Source organism: Micromonospora sp. NPDC049257, assembly GCF_040678915.1.
GTDB lineage: Bacteria > Actinomycetota > Actinomycetes > Mycobacteriales > Micromonosporaceae > Micromonospora > Micromonospora antibiotica.
This window is the reverse complement of record NZ_JBFAQU010000018.1, coordinates 100,577-116,157: the sequence shown is the minus strand read 5'-3', so window position 1 is coordinate 116,157 and position 15,581 is coordinate 100,577. Positions and strand designations below refer to the sequence as shown.

Below are 15,581 nucleotides of genomic sequence, written 5' to 3'. Positions count from 1 at the left end.
GTCCTCCTCGTACCGGGACCGGCGACCACCGGACACCGGGGCGACGTCCTCCTCGTACCGGGACCGGCGACCACCGGACACCGGGGCGACGTCCTCCTCGTACCGGGACCGGCGACCACCGGACACCGGGGCGACGTCCTCGTCGCGGCGGCGGGGCCGTTCGTCGCGTTCGTCGCGCTCGACGGTGCGGCGGCGGGCGGCCGGTTCCAGGTCACGCTCGCGGCGGGGGGCCGACGTCTCCCGGGCGGGTCGGCCGCCCCGGACGGGTTCCCGCAGGGTGCCGGGCTCGGGCACCACCGGAACGGTGAACCGCTCGGGGTCACGACGCCGGGCAGTGCCGGTCGGCGCGTTCCAGGACGGGGTCAGGGTGGTCTCGGCCCAACCGGTCCGGCTGTCCTTGGTCTCCTCCTCCTTTTTACGGCCGAGGCCACTGAGCAGCGTCCGCCCCTTGCCCTCGTCGGTCGCCTTGGCGGTCATCGCCTTGTTCAGCGCGGCGGCCTGCTGCTGCTCACGGGTGCGCTTGCCGAGGTAGACCGACAGCCGCACCATCAGCGCCACCACCACCAGCAGCACGCACGCCAGGTAGCTGAGCACCACCCAGGACTTGGCGGCGCGGCCGGCGTTGAGGCCGTGGAACAGGGCGAACGGCCAGGAGAGGTACGCCAGGGAGTGCAGGCTGCGCCAGAACCACTTGGGGCCGACACCGGCGAAGCGGACCCGGACGATGCCGGTCCAGAACACGCTCACCATGAGGAACGCGGCCACCGTGCCGAGACCGACGTAGAGCCCGCTGCCGCCGATGAACGGGACCACGGCGTCGGTGGGGCCGGCCCGACCGATCGCGATCTTGGTGATGACGTGGAACACCAGGCCGGCGACACCGAGGACACCGGTGGCCCGGTGCGCCGACTGGAGCAGCACCCGGTGCCGGATCATCAGGACCAGCCGGTCGGTGGCGAGCAGGCCCATCATCACGGTGAGGCTGAGCGCCACCAGGGCGACCACCCCGGCGAAGAACTCGGTGAAGAAGAACCCGTACGCGTACATCACCGTGCCGTTGCCGGTCATCTCGACGCCGGCCCAGAGCAGGCCCAGCGCGGAGGCCACCATCAGGGCCAGCACGGATTTCGACACGGTCCGGACACCACGGCTACTGGTGGAGGTCCGGACGGTCGCGGCCTTCTCGTTCTGCTTTGCCCGGGCCATCTGCTCCTCGATCGTCTAACGGCGGCGCCACCACCGGCCGACCTTGCTCCCACCTCCAGTACGGACCTCCGGGGCGTACGGATCAGTGCGGCTGGTGAAAATTCTCGGCGGAGTGTCGAACCACCCCGGCCCGGCGCGCGTGTAGCCCCCGGCGCACCGCGTCGACGGCGCACCGGCGCAGCGACGACCGTCCATCCGTTGACCGGTGGCGCCCCGTCGGGCGAACCTGTCCGGACGATTCACGCCGACCGGAAGCTATGCACCCGTTAGTCTTTGTTTGTGCTGTTTGACCGAATGATCGACCGGTGGGGGCGGGGTCCACTCGCCGCCGTCGTCGGCGTACCGGCGCTGCTGGTGCTGGCCGTGCTGGTCGGCGCGGCACTGCGCTACGACGCCCCCGCGCCGACCCGCCGGGCCGCCCCGCCACCGGCCGCGACTACCGCCCCGGCCGAGGACGAGACCGTGCCGCCCGCCGCACCGGCCCCCGCCGGACTACCGGTGATCGACTACGAGCCGGCACCCGCCGGTTTCCCGGCCGACCCGCGCCCGCTCGACGTCACGCCGTTGACCGAGGGGCTCACCCCGACCCGGAACATCGCCGCGTACGACGCCCCGGGCGGACGACCCCGCGCCCTGCTCGCCCCCACCATCAACGGGGTCGAGCTGACCATGCCGGTGGTGGAACGCCGCACCGGCTGGACGGCGGTCCTGCTGCCCTCGGCGAGCCGCCGACTGGCGTGGCTGCCGGCGGGCGGCTGGACCCCGGTGGCCCTGCGTGACCAGCTCGTGGTGCAGCGGCGGACCCACCAGCTCACCTGGTACCGGCACGGCAGCCCGCAGCACACCTGGCCGGTCAGCCTCGGCCTGCCCGGCCAGGAGACCCCGCTCGGCCGGACCTTCATCCTCGGCACCACTCCCCCGCCCGAGCCCGTCTACGGCGGGGTGGACGTCTTCGCCCTCGGCGCGATCCCCGACGACCTGGACGCGGTGCCCACCGGCCTCAAGGGCGCGCACATCGGCCTGCACACCTGGCAGGACGACGACACCCTCGGCGAGAACGTCACCAACGGCTGCATCCGACTCACCCGTACCGCCCAGCAGACCCTCCTCGACGAGGTCCGCCCCGGCACCGAACTGGTAGTCGTCGACACCCTCCCCACCTCCTGAGCCAGCGCACCGCCGCCCCCGCCGCCTCGCCGCCCCCGCCGGCCCCGGTGATCAAGAGGTTTGCGTCAAAATCTGGCCGTCGGATGACGCAAACCTCTTGATCACCGGGCGTATTCGGGCCCGCCGGATGGGGTGGGGGCATTGCGGGGTGGGAGGTGGGTATGCGGCCGGGGTTGGGGGTGGGTGAGGTCGGGGAGGACGGCATGGGGAACACGTCGAATGCGCGGGTCGACACGGTGGTGCTCGTGCACGGGCTGTGGATGACACCACGTAGTTGGGAGGGGTGGGTCGAGCGGTACGAGGCACGCGGGTTCCGGGTGCTCGCCCCGGCCTGGCCGGGCTTCGACCGGGAGGTGACCGCGCTGCGCGCCGACCCGGGCACGATCGCCGGCACCACCCTGCGGCAGGTGATCGACCACTACGCGGCGGTGATCCGTGAGCTGCCGAGCCCACCGATCGTGATCGGCCACTCGTTCGGCGGGCTGGTCGCCCAGGTGCTGGCCGACCGGGGGCTCGGCGCGGCCACCGTGGCGGTCGCGTCCGCGCCGGTCAAGGGGGTGCTCCGGCTGCCGATCAGCACGCTGCGGGCGTCGTACCCGGTGCTGCACAGCCCGGTCAACCGGCACCGGGGGGTGCAGATCAGCCCGGACGAGTTCCGCTACGCCTTCGGCAACACCCTCCAGCCGGACGACTCCGACCGGGCCTGGCGGCGTTACGCCGTACCGGCCGCCGGGCACGTGCTCTTCGAGGGGGCGTTCGCCAACCTCGACCCGCACTCCGCCGCGACCGTCGACACCGGGCGCGACGACCGGCCGCCGCTGCTGCTGATCGCCGGTGGCGAGGACCATGTCGCCCCGCCGTCGCTGGTGAAGGCGAACGCCGGGCTCTATCAGAAGTCGCGGGCGGTGACCGCGTACCACGAGTTCCCGGGCCGCTCCCACTTCACGGTGGGTGAGCCGGGCTGGGAGGCGGTCGCCGACCACGCCCTGGACTGGGCGGTGCGGATGACGCGGACCCCGGCGACGGCGGGCAGCGCACCCCGCCGCTGAGCCGGACGGCACCGCAGCGTCACGGCCGGTCGGCCCGGACGCGCGGCACCGCCCCTCACCGGAGCCCGCTCACCGCCACCCGCGCCGCCGGGAGCACTCGCCGTCGTGGTCGGGGCGGAGCAGGCAGCGCCGACCACCGGAGAGCAGCCGGTCACAGAACACCCAGTGGCGGACGTTCTGGTCGTCCTCGACGGAGACGGTGGTGCCGCCCGGGTCGGTCTGCGGCAGGACGTGCGTCCAGTGCGCCACCACCCGGGCCAGCCGCTGCGCGGAGAGCAGATCGTCGGTGACCACCGGCAGGTGGATGACGAAGCGCCCGGTCACCGGTCCCACTCCCGCTCGTTGCGGCCGTGCGCCCGCTCGGCTTGCAGCTGGCACAGCGCGATCCTGACCCGGCCGGCCTCCCGCCGGCTCTGCCGCAGCGCGTCGTAGGCGGCGGCCAGCTCACCGGCGACCTGGTCGAGGAACTCCCGCACCTCCTGCGGGTCGAGCCCGCGCCGCCCGAACCGCGCCGGCCGGAACCGCCGCTCCCGCACCTGCCACGGCAACAACCGATTGGGTACGCCCGGACGACGCCCCACCGACGCCGGCAGCGGTCGTCGGCTCTCCGGAATCCGGCGGAAGAAGTCACGCATGACGGAACCTGCCTCTCCTGACGATCGACCCGGGCGGGGGTGGGTCCACCGGCCCGCCGCGCACCGGCGGACCCACCCCGTGCACCCGCCGTCGCAGCGCTCACCAGCCACCCGACAACGGGGATCAGATGGCCGCTGAGCAGCGGGAACTTCCCAGCGACCGCCGAAGCAGTCAAACACCGGAAGCCACTGATTGCAACGTCTCAATTGCGCTGCGCGACCGCACGGCTAGCTATAGACACGCACTCTGTGTAATGTGTCCATTACTGCGGAGACGCGGGGCCGTCGAAAATGGACGGGAGGGTGTTCAGGCCAGCCGAGCCGGGAGGACGATGGTGTCACAATCCGTGACCGGGACGACGATGCTCCGCCGCCAGATCGGGCGGAAGTTCGAGTCGTTGCGCAGGGCGGCCGGGCTGACGATGGAGCAGGCCGCCGAGCAGTTGGACCGGGCACGGGCCACCCTGCACCGGATCGAGAACGGCGCCGAGCACGTCCGCTACCGGCAGGCCGACGTGCAGCAGATGCTCGACCTCTACGGTGCCTCCACCGAAGACAGCGAGTTGCTCCTGGCCATGACGGCGGCCACCCGGGAGAACAAGAACTGGTGGCACGACTACGTCGGCTCCGGCCTGCCCCGCTGGTTCCAGCTCTACATCGGACTGGAATCGGCCGCATCACACATCCGCCAGTACGAGTCGGAGTTGGTCCCTGGCCTCTTCCAGACTCGCGCCTACGCCGAGCAGGTCTTCCAGATGCCCGGTGGTGCGGTCGACGCCAGAGCGGCAGACGAGCAGCAGCGCGCGGTCCAACTGCGTGTGGAACGGCAGACACTCCTCACCCGTTTCTCCGCTCCGCAACTCAGCGTGATAATCAACGAGGCGGTATTGCGCCGCCCGGTCGGCAACGCCACGATCATGTCCGAGCAGCTACACCAGATCCTGAAGGCCGCGGAGCTACCCAACGTAACCGTGCAGGTTCTTACATTTTCTGCCGGACTACACGCCGGAGCGATGGCCGGAGCCTTCTCGATCCTGGAGTTCCCTGAGGACGGCAGCGGCAAGGAGGTGGAGCCGCCGGTGAGTTACCTGGAAGCCGCTACCGGAGCCATCTACCTGGACAAGCCGCACGAGACGGCCGCTTACAACACGATCTGGGCCGACATGACAAGCCGCGCCCTCAACGAATCCCGATCCAAGAGCCTCATCCAGGATGTCGCAGAGGAGTACTCCCGTGCCTGACCTGACCGGTGCCGTCTGGCGCAAGTCCACCCGCAGCAACAACGGCGGCAACTGCGTCGAGGTCGCCGACAACCTCCCCGACGTCGTCGGGCTCCGCGACAGCAAGGACCCCACCGGCCCAGTCCTCACCTTCGCACCCCGAACGTGGACGCGTTTTCTGGCGAGCCTCAAGCAGCAGCCGCCCCGGTACTGAAAGGGACACCGCACAGACCGGGCTGCCCTGCCCCCGATCTGGTGCCGGTGCGCGACGCGGATGGCGTCAGCTTTGCGACACCCACCTCGACACGCCAGACCGAACGGCACACAATCGGCCGCCCCGACCTGCATAGGTGAGGGCACGTCGAATTCGCCGCCCGGAAGGTGCACCGTGTCACGCTACTTCGGCTGGGTCAAGGATCATCAGAAGTTGGCTCTCGCCGGAGTCATCATCGGCGCGGCGAGCCTCTTGGTGGCGACACTCGGCTTTGGGCGTGATCTGTTCGGCATCGAATTCTCGCAGGCCAGCCATCCCGCACCTACCTCAGCGGCCGGGCCGAGTCCTTCCGCGTACCTGACGCCGCCGGCTTCCGAGGACCCGACCTCCGACATCTCGGAGAGCCCGAGCGATGAGGCGCGTCCCACGCCCACCGAGACGGTCGACCCCACACCCACGCCGGAGGACAGCCCTGAGGAAGTCTCGGTCCGCTACCTCGACGAACTCGACGCGGAGGACCGCAACGGGGGTTATGTCAAAGGGCTGGTGACCATGGGCAACAAACCCTACGACCGGAGCATCGAACTCAGCTGCAACGGCACCAGCACCTACTTCGTCTTTCCCGTCGCAGGGATGCGGACCCTCGACTTCTGGCTGGGCATCGACGACAACACCCCCGGTGCCTCCGGGCTGGTCGCCGACGTGGCCTTCTACCGGGACAGCGGAGGACAGCTCGACAGCAACAAGGTGGCCAAGCTGGGGCCCGCCACCCATGTCAAGGTCGATATCACCGGTACCACCCAGTTGAAGATCCGCTGCACCGGCCGGAATGCCAACTCGGGCCGTCAGGCCAACGTGGCCCACGTCGCCTTCGGCAAGGCGGTGCTCACCGCTTCCCCGCGCTGACCGGTACCGTCTGGCGCAAGTCCACCCCGCAGCAACAACGGGACCGACTGCGACGAGGTCGCCGACGACCCTTCCGGAATCGCCGGGCTGCGCGACAGCGAGGACCCAACCGGCCCCACCTCCACCTTCACACCCCCGGCGTGGATGCGCCTCCTGACGAGCACCGCGCTCAAAGAGACCGGACCGTCCCGGCTGCACCAGCACAGGCCAAGCCTGACTGACCGTTCGACCGTGTCGGCCTACCCGCCGGGCAGGCCGGCACGCGCCGTCACCGCCGGCACCCGCTCGCTGTCGTGGTCGGGCCGGCGCAGCGAGCACTTTCCCGGGAACGTCAGTCCCAGGTCTCGCTGATGTCGAGGATCTCCATTCCCGGGGGCAGCGCCGGCGTCAGGGCCTTCGGATCCCGGGTGACCAGATAGCAGCGGTAGAGCACGGCGGTGGTGACGGCATGCGCGGCATCCAGCGACACCTGTGTACGCGCCGCCAGCCGCGCCACCCGCCGGCTCGTCGCGGCATCGTAGACGGCCACCTGAATGTCACGGTCCTCGGTGAACAGCAGGTCGAGCAGGGCGGCGGAGGCGGTACCCGCCAGTTCGAGCTGTGCCTGCCCGAGGCAGAGCGCGGGTACCCACAGCTGCTGCTCCGGGTCCTCCTCGGCGAGGGTGAGCATGGCACCGGGCTCGACGCTGGTTCCCGAGGCGTAAGCGAGCAGCGCAGAGGTGTCGAGGACCAGGCCGTTCACGCCGCGGCGCTTCCGTCCTCGTCGAACTGGCGAAGCCATTCGAGATTCCGGGCATGCTGCTCGTCACTGATCGGTGGCAGAGCTGCCAGACGACTCCTCGTCGATTCCACGTCGTCGTCGGTGACGACGTAACCGAGCTGCGCCCAGCGCGCCCGGAGGTCGTCCGCCCGCATCTTCCGACGGAGGACTCCCGCGATGAAACCGGACGTGTTGCCCTGGGTGCGTTCGACGTAGGCGGCCACGTCGTCGGGCAAGCTGATGGTGATACGGCGAGTCATACTCTCAGCATAACTGCTGCATACCGACGATCGGCCCATCACGTCATGACGCGCCGTCACCACCACGTGCGGGCATCCCCACGTGCACCCCGCCGGAGATGTCGCGCGCCTGCACCACCGGGCCGGTGACCTGACCCGACACCGTGTTCGTCACCGCGTCGGCCCGTACGGTCGTCGGCTGGAAGGTCTCCCAGCGGCGGCGCAGCTCCTGGTCGAAGTCCGGATCACGGGCGGCGGCGTCGCCCAGTGCCCGACGCAACTCCACGGCCCGGTCGTCGCCCTCGGCGGATGTGGGCTCGGCGACGAGCGAGGCCCGAAGCTCCCGGTGGCCGGCCGCCTTACGGCGAACGAGATGCATCAGCGACGCGAGGGCCTCCCTGCCCGCGTCGGTGAGGCCCTCGACGGCGCGGGTCGACAGTGCCACGGCGATCGCCGTGAGAATCGGGTCATCCATCCTGTTCCCCCTGCTGTTCCGGCACGGCGTCGTGGTGGTCGAGGGCAGCCAGGCGTCGTCGGACGTCCGCCGCGAGGGGGTCGTCGAGTTCCAGCAGCGTCAGCAGCGCGTCGGCCAGGGCTTCGCGGGCGGCGTGCGGCTGGTGGAGCTGGAGGTGGGCGTCGCCCTCGTACGCGCGGGCCAGGGCGGCGTGCCTGCGGTCACCGAGTTCGCGGAACAACGCGGCGGCCGAGGTCACCGCCGCCAGCGCCGGCGCGGGCTCACCGGTGTGCAGCAGCGTCTGCCCCCGGTGGAGCGCGACGAGCCCCTGACTCCACCGGTTGCCCAGCCGCTCGAACACCGTCATCGCGTCGTCGTACGAGACGAGGGCCTCAGCGAAGCGACCGGCGCCACGTTGCGCGTTGCCGAGGCTCATCAGGGCCAGTCCGGTGCCGCGTTCCTCGCCCAACTGGCGGAAGGTCCGCAGCGCCTCCCGGGCGTAGCGGGTCGCCTCGGGGAAGTCTCCCCGGTCCTCGTCCACCAGGCCGCATCCGCGCAGGGCGTACCCGGTGGTCCACGCGTCCCCGACCTCCCGTGCCGCGTGCAGCGAACCGGCGTAGCAGCGCCCGGCCTCGTCGAGGTCGCCCCGGTCCCACCAGGCGTCGCCGAGGCTGAGCAGCAGCCATCCTTCGGCACGACGGTCGCCGAGGTGACGGGCGCAGTCCAGACCCGCCAGGTGGCTGTCGATCCACGCCTTCCAGTAGGACCTACGCTCGAAGAAGGCCATGCTGGCGAGCGCGATCTGCCAGCCGAGCCGGTGATGGCCCCACTCGGGCGCGGCACGGATGACGTCGAGCAGGTTGAGCCGTTCGTGTTCGCACCACCGCAGCGCGTCGTCGAGCGTCGCGTCGGGTGGGACGTCGACGTCGGGCAGGGGCCGGCCCTGCGGAAGGATCGCCCGGTAGGCCGCATAGGTGTGGTGCAGATACCACCTCAGCAGCCGCTCCCGGGCGGCGTGGACGGCCTCCGGGCTCTCGTCGAGGGTCGCTCGCTCCATCGCATACAGCCTCAGCAGATCGTGCAGGCGGAACCGGTGCGGTCCGCTGCGGGTGAGCAGGTGCAGTCCGACAAGCGAATCGAGGTGGCGACGCGTGACCGAGGGGGCGAGCCCGGTGAGGCGGACCGCCGCGTCGAGCGCGATGTCGGCTCCGGGGTGCAGGCCGACCAGCCGGAACACCCGGGCCGTCTCGGCGGCCAGTGCCTGGTAGGACCAGGAGAAGACCGTCCGGACGGCCGACAGGTCGTCCTCCTCGACGGCCAGCGCGTCGAGGCGGCTCTCCTCGGCGGTCAACTCCTCCACCAACTCGGCGAGCGGCCGTTCCTCGTCGAGCCGGGCGCGGTCGGCGACGATGCGCAGGGCGAGTGGCAGATGGGAGCAGAGTTCGATCAGCCGGTCCACCATCTCGGGTTGCCGGTCCACCCGATCGGCACCGACAGTCACCCGGAGCAGCCGGGTCGCGTCGTGGCTCGACAACACGTCCAACACCGCCCGGATGGCGCCGTCGCGGACGGTCAGCCCCGACAGCCGGCTGCGGCTCGTGATGATCACCATGCAACTCGGTGCGGCGGGGAGCAGTGGCCGCACCTGCTCGGCGGTGGCGGCGTTGTCGAGCAGGATCAGCATCCGCCGGCCGGTGGTCAACGACCGGTAGAGCGCGGTGCGGTCGTGCAGGTCGCGCGGCACCTTCTCGGCGGGCACGTCCATCGCCCGGAGGAATCCGTCGAGGGCCTCGTGCGGGGTCAGCGGCGGAACGGCGTCATATCCGCGCAGGTTGATGTAGAGGTCACCGTCGGGAAAACGCTCCCGTACCCGGTGCGCCCAGTGCACGGCCAGCGCCGTCTTGCCCACCCCGGCGCTGCCCGAGATCGTGGAGATCGTGACGACGGGCAACCGCGACTTGTCGGTGATCAACTCAACCTCGTCGAGGAGCGAGTCGAGTTGCTGAATGTGCACCTCGCGGTCGATGAAACCCTTGGTCGCGGGTGGCAACTGCCGGGGCGACGGCAATGGCGTCTCCGTGACCGCACGCAGGTTCACGTTGCCCTGAATGAGCCCGGCCTGGATCACCGCCCCGCTGCGGCCGGAAAAATCGTTGTCCACCCGGCCCCGGTCGTCACTCATGACACCGTCTAATGGGGAATCTACGGGCCGGGAGAGCGCCGATCGCATTCACGTCCGGCAGTCCGTGTCGACCGCGCAACATCGTGGTGCCGATCAGGCCGCTGCCGCGACGGTGGGCGGCAACGCCGAGAAGGGGATGGCCCTCGTCCAGGCCCGGTCGCGGCACTGGCAGTGCTTCAACACCTCGGCCGGATCTTCGGTGGTGCTGAAACCCACGAACTGGTCGTCGTCGGTGAAGTGCAGGAACGCGACCAGTTGCGAGTCGAACAACCAGAAGTCGTACTGCGGCAGCGCCAGCTCGGTCGCCCGGCGGCGGTCGAGGTAGCGGATGTCCTCGCCCGCCGCGATGTTGTGGGGCGTCACCGACATCTCGAAACGCAGGTAGTCGCTCGGTGGCTCGTCGACGACCCGCACCCGCTCCACCCGCTTGCCCTTCGCCGTCTCGGCCCGCATCAGGTCGAGCCACGACCGCAGCCATCCGACGCCCGGGTCTCCCCCGGCGAGAAAGACCTGGAACGGCTCGTCCTCGGACGGCACGCCGTACGACCGGCGGACCTCCAGCTTGAAAGCGGCGTGGTGGAAGTCCTCGAAGAGGCGCTGGAACGTGGCGGGGTCGGTGACGAGCGACCCCATGTCAGTCTTTCTGCTCGAACCAGGACATCAGTGCCCGGGGCACGACGACGAAGGTCTCGTCGGGCAGCACGTCCCGCAGCTGGGCGAGCGCCTCCGGATCGGTCAACCGGTAACCCTGCACCACGATGTCACCGTCGTCGGTCTCGTACAGGCTCGGGCACGAGCCCGAATTGCTGGAAGTAGCGAGGAATTTTATCTTCACGGTCCCCCCCGAAGTCGACAACTACAGATAGTAGTCAACCGGGTACCGCAATTCAATAGGAGCCCACCCATCGAGTCGCCTCGCCGACAAACGTGAATAATGTCGAGGAAACTAATTCATCTCAATCGCGGAAGTCCCGTGCCCGCCGATGTCGATGGTCTCTATTCCCGCAAAGTGAGGGATCGCCCCGTCAACACAGCCGTCACCGGCCACCCAGCCGTTGCCACAGAAAGCGCCACGTCAACGCCGACAGGAACGCCCGCTGCTCGTTGTTGCTCGCCGCGCCGTGCCCACCCTCGACGTTCTCGTAGTACGCCACGTCGTGACCGTGCTCGCGCAGCAGGGCCGCCATCTTCCGGGCGTGCCCCGGGTGCACCCGGTCGTCGCGGGTCGAGGTGACGAACAGGACCGGCGGGTACGTCACCCCGGGCCGCACGTTGTGGTACGGCGAATAGTCCCGCAGGAAGGCCCAGTCGGCCGGATCGTCCGGATCGCCGTACTCGGCCATCCAGGAGGCCCCGGCGAGCAGCAGGTGGTAGCGGCGCATATCCAGCAACGGCACGTTCGCCACCACCGCGCCGACCAGCGTCGGGTAGCGGGTCAGCATCGCCCCCATCAACAGGCCGCCGTTGCTGCCGCCCTCGATGCCGAGCTTCTCCGGGGTGGTGATCCCCCGCGCCACCAGGTCGGCGGCGACGGCGGCGAAGTCCTCGTACGCCCGGGGGCGGTTCCCGCGCAGCGCCGCCCGGTGCCACTGCGGGCCGTACTCCCCGCCGCCCCGGATGTTCGCCACCACGTAGCTGCCGCCCCGGGCCAGCCAGGCCCGGCCGACGACCCCGTCGTAGTGGGGCGTCAGCGAGATCTCGAACCCGCCGTACCCGGTGAGCAGGGTGGGCCCGGCGGACGCCGTCGGGTCGCCGACCACGGAGTAGGGCACCCGGGTCCCGTCGGCGGAGGTGGCGAAGAACTGGCGCACGGCCAGGCCGGTGGCGTCGAAGAACGCCGGCTCCTGCTTGAGGGTCTCGACCGGGCCGCCGATCCGCCCCAGCCGCAGCGTCGCCGGCCGCAGGTGGCCGGTCGAGGCGATCAGGTAGTCGTCGCCGACGTCGGGGTCGGTGTCCACGATCCAGGTGTCGTCGTCGGCCGACACCCCGGCCAGCGGCTCCCGCCGCCACCGGACCCCACCGGCCGCCGCCCCCTGACCGTCGCCGGACCCCGGACCGCCGCACGACCCCGGCCCGCCGGGACCCTGCCGGCCGTCGGGACCAGGCGGGACATCGCGGGCCGGCGGGCCGTCGGGGGTCAGCACCTCCAGCCGCCGGCGTACGTCGACCAGGGTGGCCAGGATCAGGTGGTGCCGGGTCCAGACGTGGTAGCTCAGCGCCGTCCGCTCGTCGGGTTCGAACAGCACGGTGAGGTCGCGGTCCCCGGCGAGGAAGTCGTCGAACCGGGCCACCAGCAGCGCCCCGGCGGGGTAGGTGACCCCGGCGACCTCCCACGGCGAGCGCGGCCGGACCAGCAGCCACTGCCGGTGCACGTCCCACCGGGCGTCGTCGGGCACCGGGACCGGAACCTGCCCGCCGTCGGGGGTCAGCAGGAAGCTCCGGGTCCGGTAGAAGTCCAGGCTGCGACCGACGAAGTCACGCTCGAATCCGGGCGTCGGGTCGTGCGAGGCGTACGCGGAGACGTCGTCGACCTGTCCCTCGTACACGATCTCGGCCTCGGCCAGCGGGGTGCCCCGCCGCCACCGGCGGATCACCCTCGGGTAGCCGGAGGTGGTCAGCGAGCCGGGGCCGAGGTCGGTGCCGACGTAGATCCGGTCGGTGTCGATCCAGGTGACGTCGCTCTTGGCCTCGTCGAGGGTGAACCCGTCGGCGACGAAGGCGCGGGTGTCCAGGTCGTACTCGCGGACCACCACCGCGTCCTTGCCGCCCCGGGACAGGCTGACCAGGCAGCGTCGGTGGCCGGGTTTGAGCACCGTCACCCCACCCCAGACCCAGTTCTCGTCCTCGGCGGCGGCCAGCGCGTCGAGGTCGAGCAGGACGTCCCAGGCCGGCTCGGGCCGCCGGTACTGCGCCAGTGTGGTGCGCCGCCACAGCCCCCGGGGGTGCGCCGCGTCCCGCCAGAAGCCGTAGTAGAACCCGTCGCCACGCCAGCCGGGGTACGGGATGCGGTCGTCGGCGTCGAGCACCTGCCGGATCTCCGCCTGCACTTCGGCGAACGTGTCGTCATCGGTCAGCGCCGCGACGGTCGCCGCGTTGCGCTCGCGGACCCAGCCGGCGGCGTCCGCCCCGTCCAGCTCCTCCAGCCAGCGGTACGGGTCGTCACCCTCATCGATCAGCGTCACCCCTGCCACTATTCCCGACCGGTCAACCCGCACCGGACCGATATCCACCGTGCGACCACGACATGATCACCGCCAGCACCGGCCAGCCCCCTGGGTGACCCGGCCGGCACGGCGGACTGAGCGGTCCCGCCGACGAAACGGTCGTCCCGGGACCTTCCGCCCTGGCATGGGCGCGGCGTCGCCGGGTATGACGGGGGGCATGAGGGCGAGCTTCCGGCTTGGCCGGATCGCGGGGGTACCCGTCGGGGTCAACTGGAGCGTCCTGGTCATCTTCGTGCTGATCGCGTGGCTGCTGTCGGCCAACCAGTTCCCCCGCGCGTACCCCGACCGGCCCGGCTGGGCGTACCTGCTGGCCGGGCTCGCGGCGGCGGTGGTCTTCTTCGTCGGCCTCCTGGCCCACGAGGTGTCGCACGCGGTGGTGGCGAAACGCAACGGCCTCCAGGTGGAGGGGATCACGCTGTGGCTGTTCGGCGGCGTCGCCGAGCTGCGCGGCGAGCCCTCCGACCCGGGCGCGGAGCTACGCATCTCCGGGGTCGGCCCGCTGGTCAGCCTGCTTCTCGGGGTCTTCTTCGGGGCGATCGCGGTGCTGCTGGCGCTGGCCGGGCAGGAGGGGCTGCTGCTCGGCTCGGTGTCCTGGCTGGCCGGGATCAACGTGCTGCTGGCGGTGTTCAACATCCTGCCGGCCGCCCCGCTCGACGGGGGCCGGCTGCTGCGCGCCGCCGTCTGGAAGGCCACCGGTGACCGGGCCCGGGCGTCGGTGGTGGCCGCCCGCGCCGGCTGGGTGCTCGGCGTGCTGCTGATCGGCCTGGGCATCTGGCAGTTCCTGGCCGGCTACGGGGTGGGCGGGCTCTGGTTGGCGCTGATCGGCTGGTTCCTGATCGGCGCGGCCGGGATGGAGGAACGCCAGGCCCGGCTGGGCAGCGCACTGACCGGCGTCCGGGTCGGTGAGGTGATGACCCCGCAGCCACAGACCGCCTCGGCGGAGCTGACCGTCGCCGACTTCGTCGACCACTACCTGTTCGCCTACCGGCACACCGCACTGCCGCTGACCGAGAACGGCCGGCCCGTCGGCCTGGTCACCCTGGACCGGGTACGCGGCATCCCGGCCGACCGGCGGGCCGCCACCACCCTGGCCGAGGTCGCCTGCCGGGCCGACGACCTGGTGCTGGCCCGGCCGGAGGAGCAGCTCAACGACCTGCTCCCCCGGCTCAACGAGTGCTCCGACGGCCGTGCCCTGGTGGTGACCGGCGACCAGCTCGTCGGCATCGTCTCCCCCAGCGACATCAGCCGCGCCGTCCAACGCAGCAGCCTGCGCCCCCACCGTTAGCCGGCGGTGCGCTCCACCGGGATCCACAGCTCGGCGTCGGCGTGGGTGCCGCCGGCCGAGATGCGGACGCTGGAGATCTCCGGCCCCGGCCGGCTCCGGTACGGATTCGACGGGAACCACTGGGTGAACACGTCCCGCCACAGGTACTGCACGGCGGCCGGGAACTCCCCGGAGCTCTCGAAGACCGCCCACGTCCCCGCCGGTACGTCGAGCGCGTCCAGGTCGTCCGGCACGTCCGCGCCGGTCACCGCGCCGTACCAGTAGTCCAGCTCGACGCCCTCGGACCGGTCCTCGCCGAGCAGGTCGCTGACGTTGACGATGCCCGCCGGCTCCTGGTCGGACAGGGCCTCGATCCGGGCCGTCGTCTCCGCCGGGATGCCCTTGACGAACGCCACGATCGCCGGGTTCATCCCCTCGTGCACCAGGGGCACCCGGGCCCGCTGCCCCACCAGCCGGAACGCCGGCTTCTCCACCACCCGATACCGCATGTTGCCACTCCCTTCGACGACGAGCCGGAAGGACAACCGCTGCTGGGAGTGCAACGCGGCCCCCGTGCGCCGCGCCTCACCCGGCCCGATGCCGTGCATCGCGCGGAACGCCCGGGTGAACGCCTCGGTCGAGCCGTACCCGTGGCGGATTGCGACGTCGAGCAACGTCCGCTCTCCCGCCAGCACCTCGGCCGCCGCGACGGTGAGCCGCCGCCTGCGGACGTACTCCGACAGGGGCATCCCGGCCAGCGCCGAGAACATCCGCCGGAAGTGGTACTCCGAGGTGAGCGTGATCCGCGCCAGGTCCGCCACCTCGATCGGTGCGTCGAGGTGCCGCTCCACGTGTGCCAGGGCCTCGTTCAGCCGGTCCAGCATGGGATTCTCCTTCCGCTTACGTGATCCACGCTAGGCAGCCGGGGGGACGTGGGCCCGACTTCTGTTGCCCGCTGCGGTCGGGTGCCGGGCGAGCCGGCCGGACGACGAACGAGTCCGTCAACTCGACTGGACGGATTTCCGTCAATGCGTCCAATACATTTGACGCGCGGCGGGACA

General features: G+C 71.0%; 17 protein-coding genes and 1 pseudogene. 7 read left to right on the top strand and 11 right to left on the bottom strand.

Translation table 11 applies throughout. The annotated features are described in order from the left end of the window. Positions 1-1,134 (bottom strand): ferric reductase-like transmembrane domain-containing protein (locus tag AB0K25_RS23615; RefSeq protein WP_363822682.1); only part of this gene is annotated, 1,134 nt, incomplete at its 3' end. Positions 1,135-1,485: 351 nt separating this feature from the next. On the opposite strand from AB0K25_RS23615, the gene AB0K25_RS23610 reads away from it, so the two are divergent. Next, positions 1,486-2,373, top strand: a complete 888-nt coding sequence (locus AB0K25_RS23610) for a L,D-transpeptidase (protein WP_219464156.1) — start codon at positions 1,486-1,488, stop codon at positions 2,371-2,373. A 203-nt stretch (positions 2,374-2,576) separates the two neighbouring features. Continuing rightward, positions 2,577-3,422: an alpha/beta fold hydrolase gene (locus tag AB0K25_RS23605; protein ID WP_219464157.1), complete on the top strand. Its 846-nt coding sequence runs from the start codon at positions 2,577-2,579 to the stop codon at positions 3,420-3,422. Positions 3,423-3,491: 69 nt separating this feature from the next. Here AB0K25_RS23605 and AB0K25_RS23600 read toward each other — a convergent pair whose 3' ends face one another. Together AB0K25_RS23600 and AB0K25_RS23595 are read right to left on the bottom strand one after the other, a co-directional pair. Continuing rightward, on the bottom strand, positions 3,492-3,746 hold the full coding sequence (locus AB0K25_RS23600; RefSeq protein ID WP_208568889.1) for a hypothetical protein: 255 nt from the start codon (positions 3,744-3,746) through the stop codon (positions 3,492-3,494). Beyond that, positions 3,743-4,057 carry a DivIVA domain-containing protein gene (locus AB0K25_RS23595; protein WP_219464159.1) on the bottom strand — a complete coding sequence of 105 codons (315 nt, stop codon included), beginning with the start codon at positions 4,055-4,057 and terminating at the stop codon, positions 3,743-3,745. The genes AB0K25_RS23600 and AB0K25_RS23595 overlap by 4 nt, the downstream gene beginning before the upstream one ends. A 362-nt stretch (positions 4,058-4,419) precedes the next feature. Between AB0K25_RS23595 and AB0K25_RS23590 the strand changes: the two genes are divergently transcribed. The 4 genes and pseudogenes from AB0K25_RS23590 to AB0K25_RS23575 all read left to right on the top strand — a co-directional run. Then, a complete protein-coding gene (locus tag AB0K25_RS23590; protein ID WP_363822706.1) occupies positions 4,420-5,298 on the top strand; it encodes a helix-turn-helix transcriptional regulator in 879 nt (292 codons plus the stop codon). After that, positions 5,291-5,491 carry a DUF397 domain-containing protein gene (locus tag AB0K25_RS23585; protein ID WP_363822678.1) on the top strand — a complete coding sequence of 67 codons (201 nt, stop codon included), beginning with the start codon at positions 5,291-5,293 and terminating at the stop codon, positions 5,489-5,491. Before AB0K25_RS23590 ends, AB0K25_RS23585 begins: the two co-directional genes overlap by 8 nt. A gap of 174 nt (positions 5,492-5,665) precedes the next feature. After that, entirely contained in the window at positions 5,666-6,397 is a 732-nt protein-coding gene (locus tag AB0K25_RS23580) for an NPCBM/NEW2 domain-containing protein (protein WP_219464162.1), read from the top strand. Next, a pseudogene (locus tag AB0K25_RS23575) lies at positions 6,394-6,541 on the top strand (DUF397 domain-containing protein); the annotation flags it as partial. The gene AB0K25_RS23580 and the pseudogene AB0K25_RS23575, both read left to right, overlap by 4 nt. 187 nt (positions 6,542-6,728) lie before the next feature. Here the strand turns inward: AB0K25_RS23575 and AB0K25_RS23570 are convergent. The 7 genes from AB0K25_RS23570 to AB0K25_RS23540 form a co-directional block, all read right to left on the bottom strand. Further along, positions 6,729-7,139, bottom strand: a complete 411-nt coding sequence (locus AB0K25_RS23570) for a hypothetical protein (RefSeq protein ID WP_219464164.1) — start codon at positions 7,137-7,139, stop codon at positions 6,729-6,731. Further along, the gene (locus AB0K25_RS23565) at positions 7,136-7,417 is read right to left on the bottom strand and encodes a hypothetical protein (RefSeq protein WP_145921196.1); all 282 of its coding nucleotides are present in this window, start codon (positions 7,415-7,417) and stop codon (positions 7,136-7,138) included. The genes AB0K25_RS23570 and AB0K25_RS23565 overlap by 4 nt, the downstream gene beginning before the upstream one ends. A 43-nt stretch (positions 7,418-7,460) precedes the next feature. After that, entirely contained in the window at positions 7,461-7,871 is a 411-nt protein-coding gene (locus AB0K25_RS23560; RefSeq protein WP_357535561.1) for a hypothetical protein, read from the bottom strand. After that, positions 7,864-10,032, bottom strand: a complete 2,169-nt coding sequence (locus AB0K25_RS23555) for a tetratricopeptide repeat protein (RefSeq protein WP_357535563.1) — start codon at positions 10,030-10,032, stop codon at positions 7,864-7,866. The genes AB0K25_RS23560 and AB0K25_RS23555 overlap by 8 nt, the downstream gene beginning before the upstream one ends. Positions 10,033-10,125: 93 nt before the next feature. After that, a complete protein-coding gene (locus tag AB0K25_RS23550; protein WP_357535565.1) occupies positions 10,126-10,665 on the bottom strand; it encodes a DUF6879 family protein in 540 nt (179 codons plus the stop codon). 1 nt (position 10,666) lies between these two features. Further along, a complete protein-coding gene (locus tag AB0K25_RS23545) occupies positions 10,667-10,867 on the bottom strand; it encodes a hypothetical protein (RefSeq protein ID WP_208568880.1) in 201 nt (66 codons plus the stop codon). Positions 10,868-11,069: 202 nt separating this feature from the next. Further along, a complete protein-coding gene (locus AB0K25_RS23540) occupies positions 11,070-13,223 on the bottom strand; it encodes a prolyl oligopeptidase family serine peptidase (protein ID WP_363822673.1) in 2,154 nt (717 codons plus the stop codon). A gap of 190 nt (positions 13,224-13,413) precedes the next feature. Here AB0K25_RS23540 and AB0K25_RS23535 point away from each other — a divergent pair, with 190 nt between their 5' ends. Next, a complete protein-coding gene (locus tag AB0K25_RS23535; RefSeq protein ID WP_357535571.1) occupies positions 13,414-14,541 on the top strand; it encodes a site-2 protease family protein in 1,128 nt (375 codons plus the stop codon). Here the strand turns inward: AB0K25_RS23535 and AB0K25_RS23530 are convergent. Further along, on the bottom strand, positions 14,538-15,404 hold the full coding sequence (locus tag AB0K25_RS23530) for an AraC family transcriptional regulator (protein WP_208568877.1): 867 nt from the start codon (positions 15,402-15,404) through the stop codon (positions 14,538-14,540). The two genes, AB0K25_RS23535 and AB0K25_RS23530, sit on opposite strands and share 4 nt — an antisense overlap. Positions 15,405-15,581: the final 177 nt, after the last annotated feature.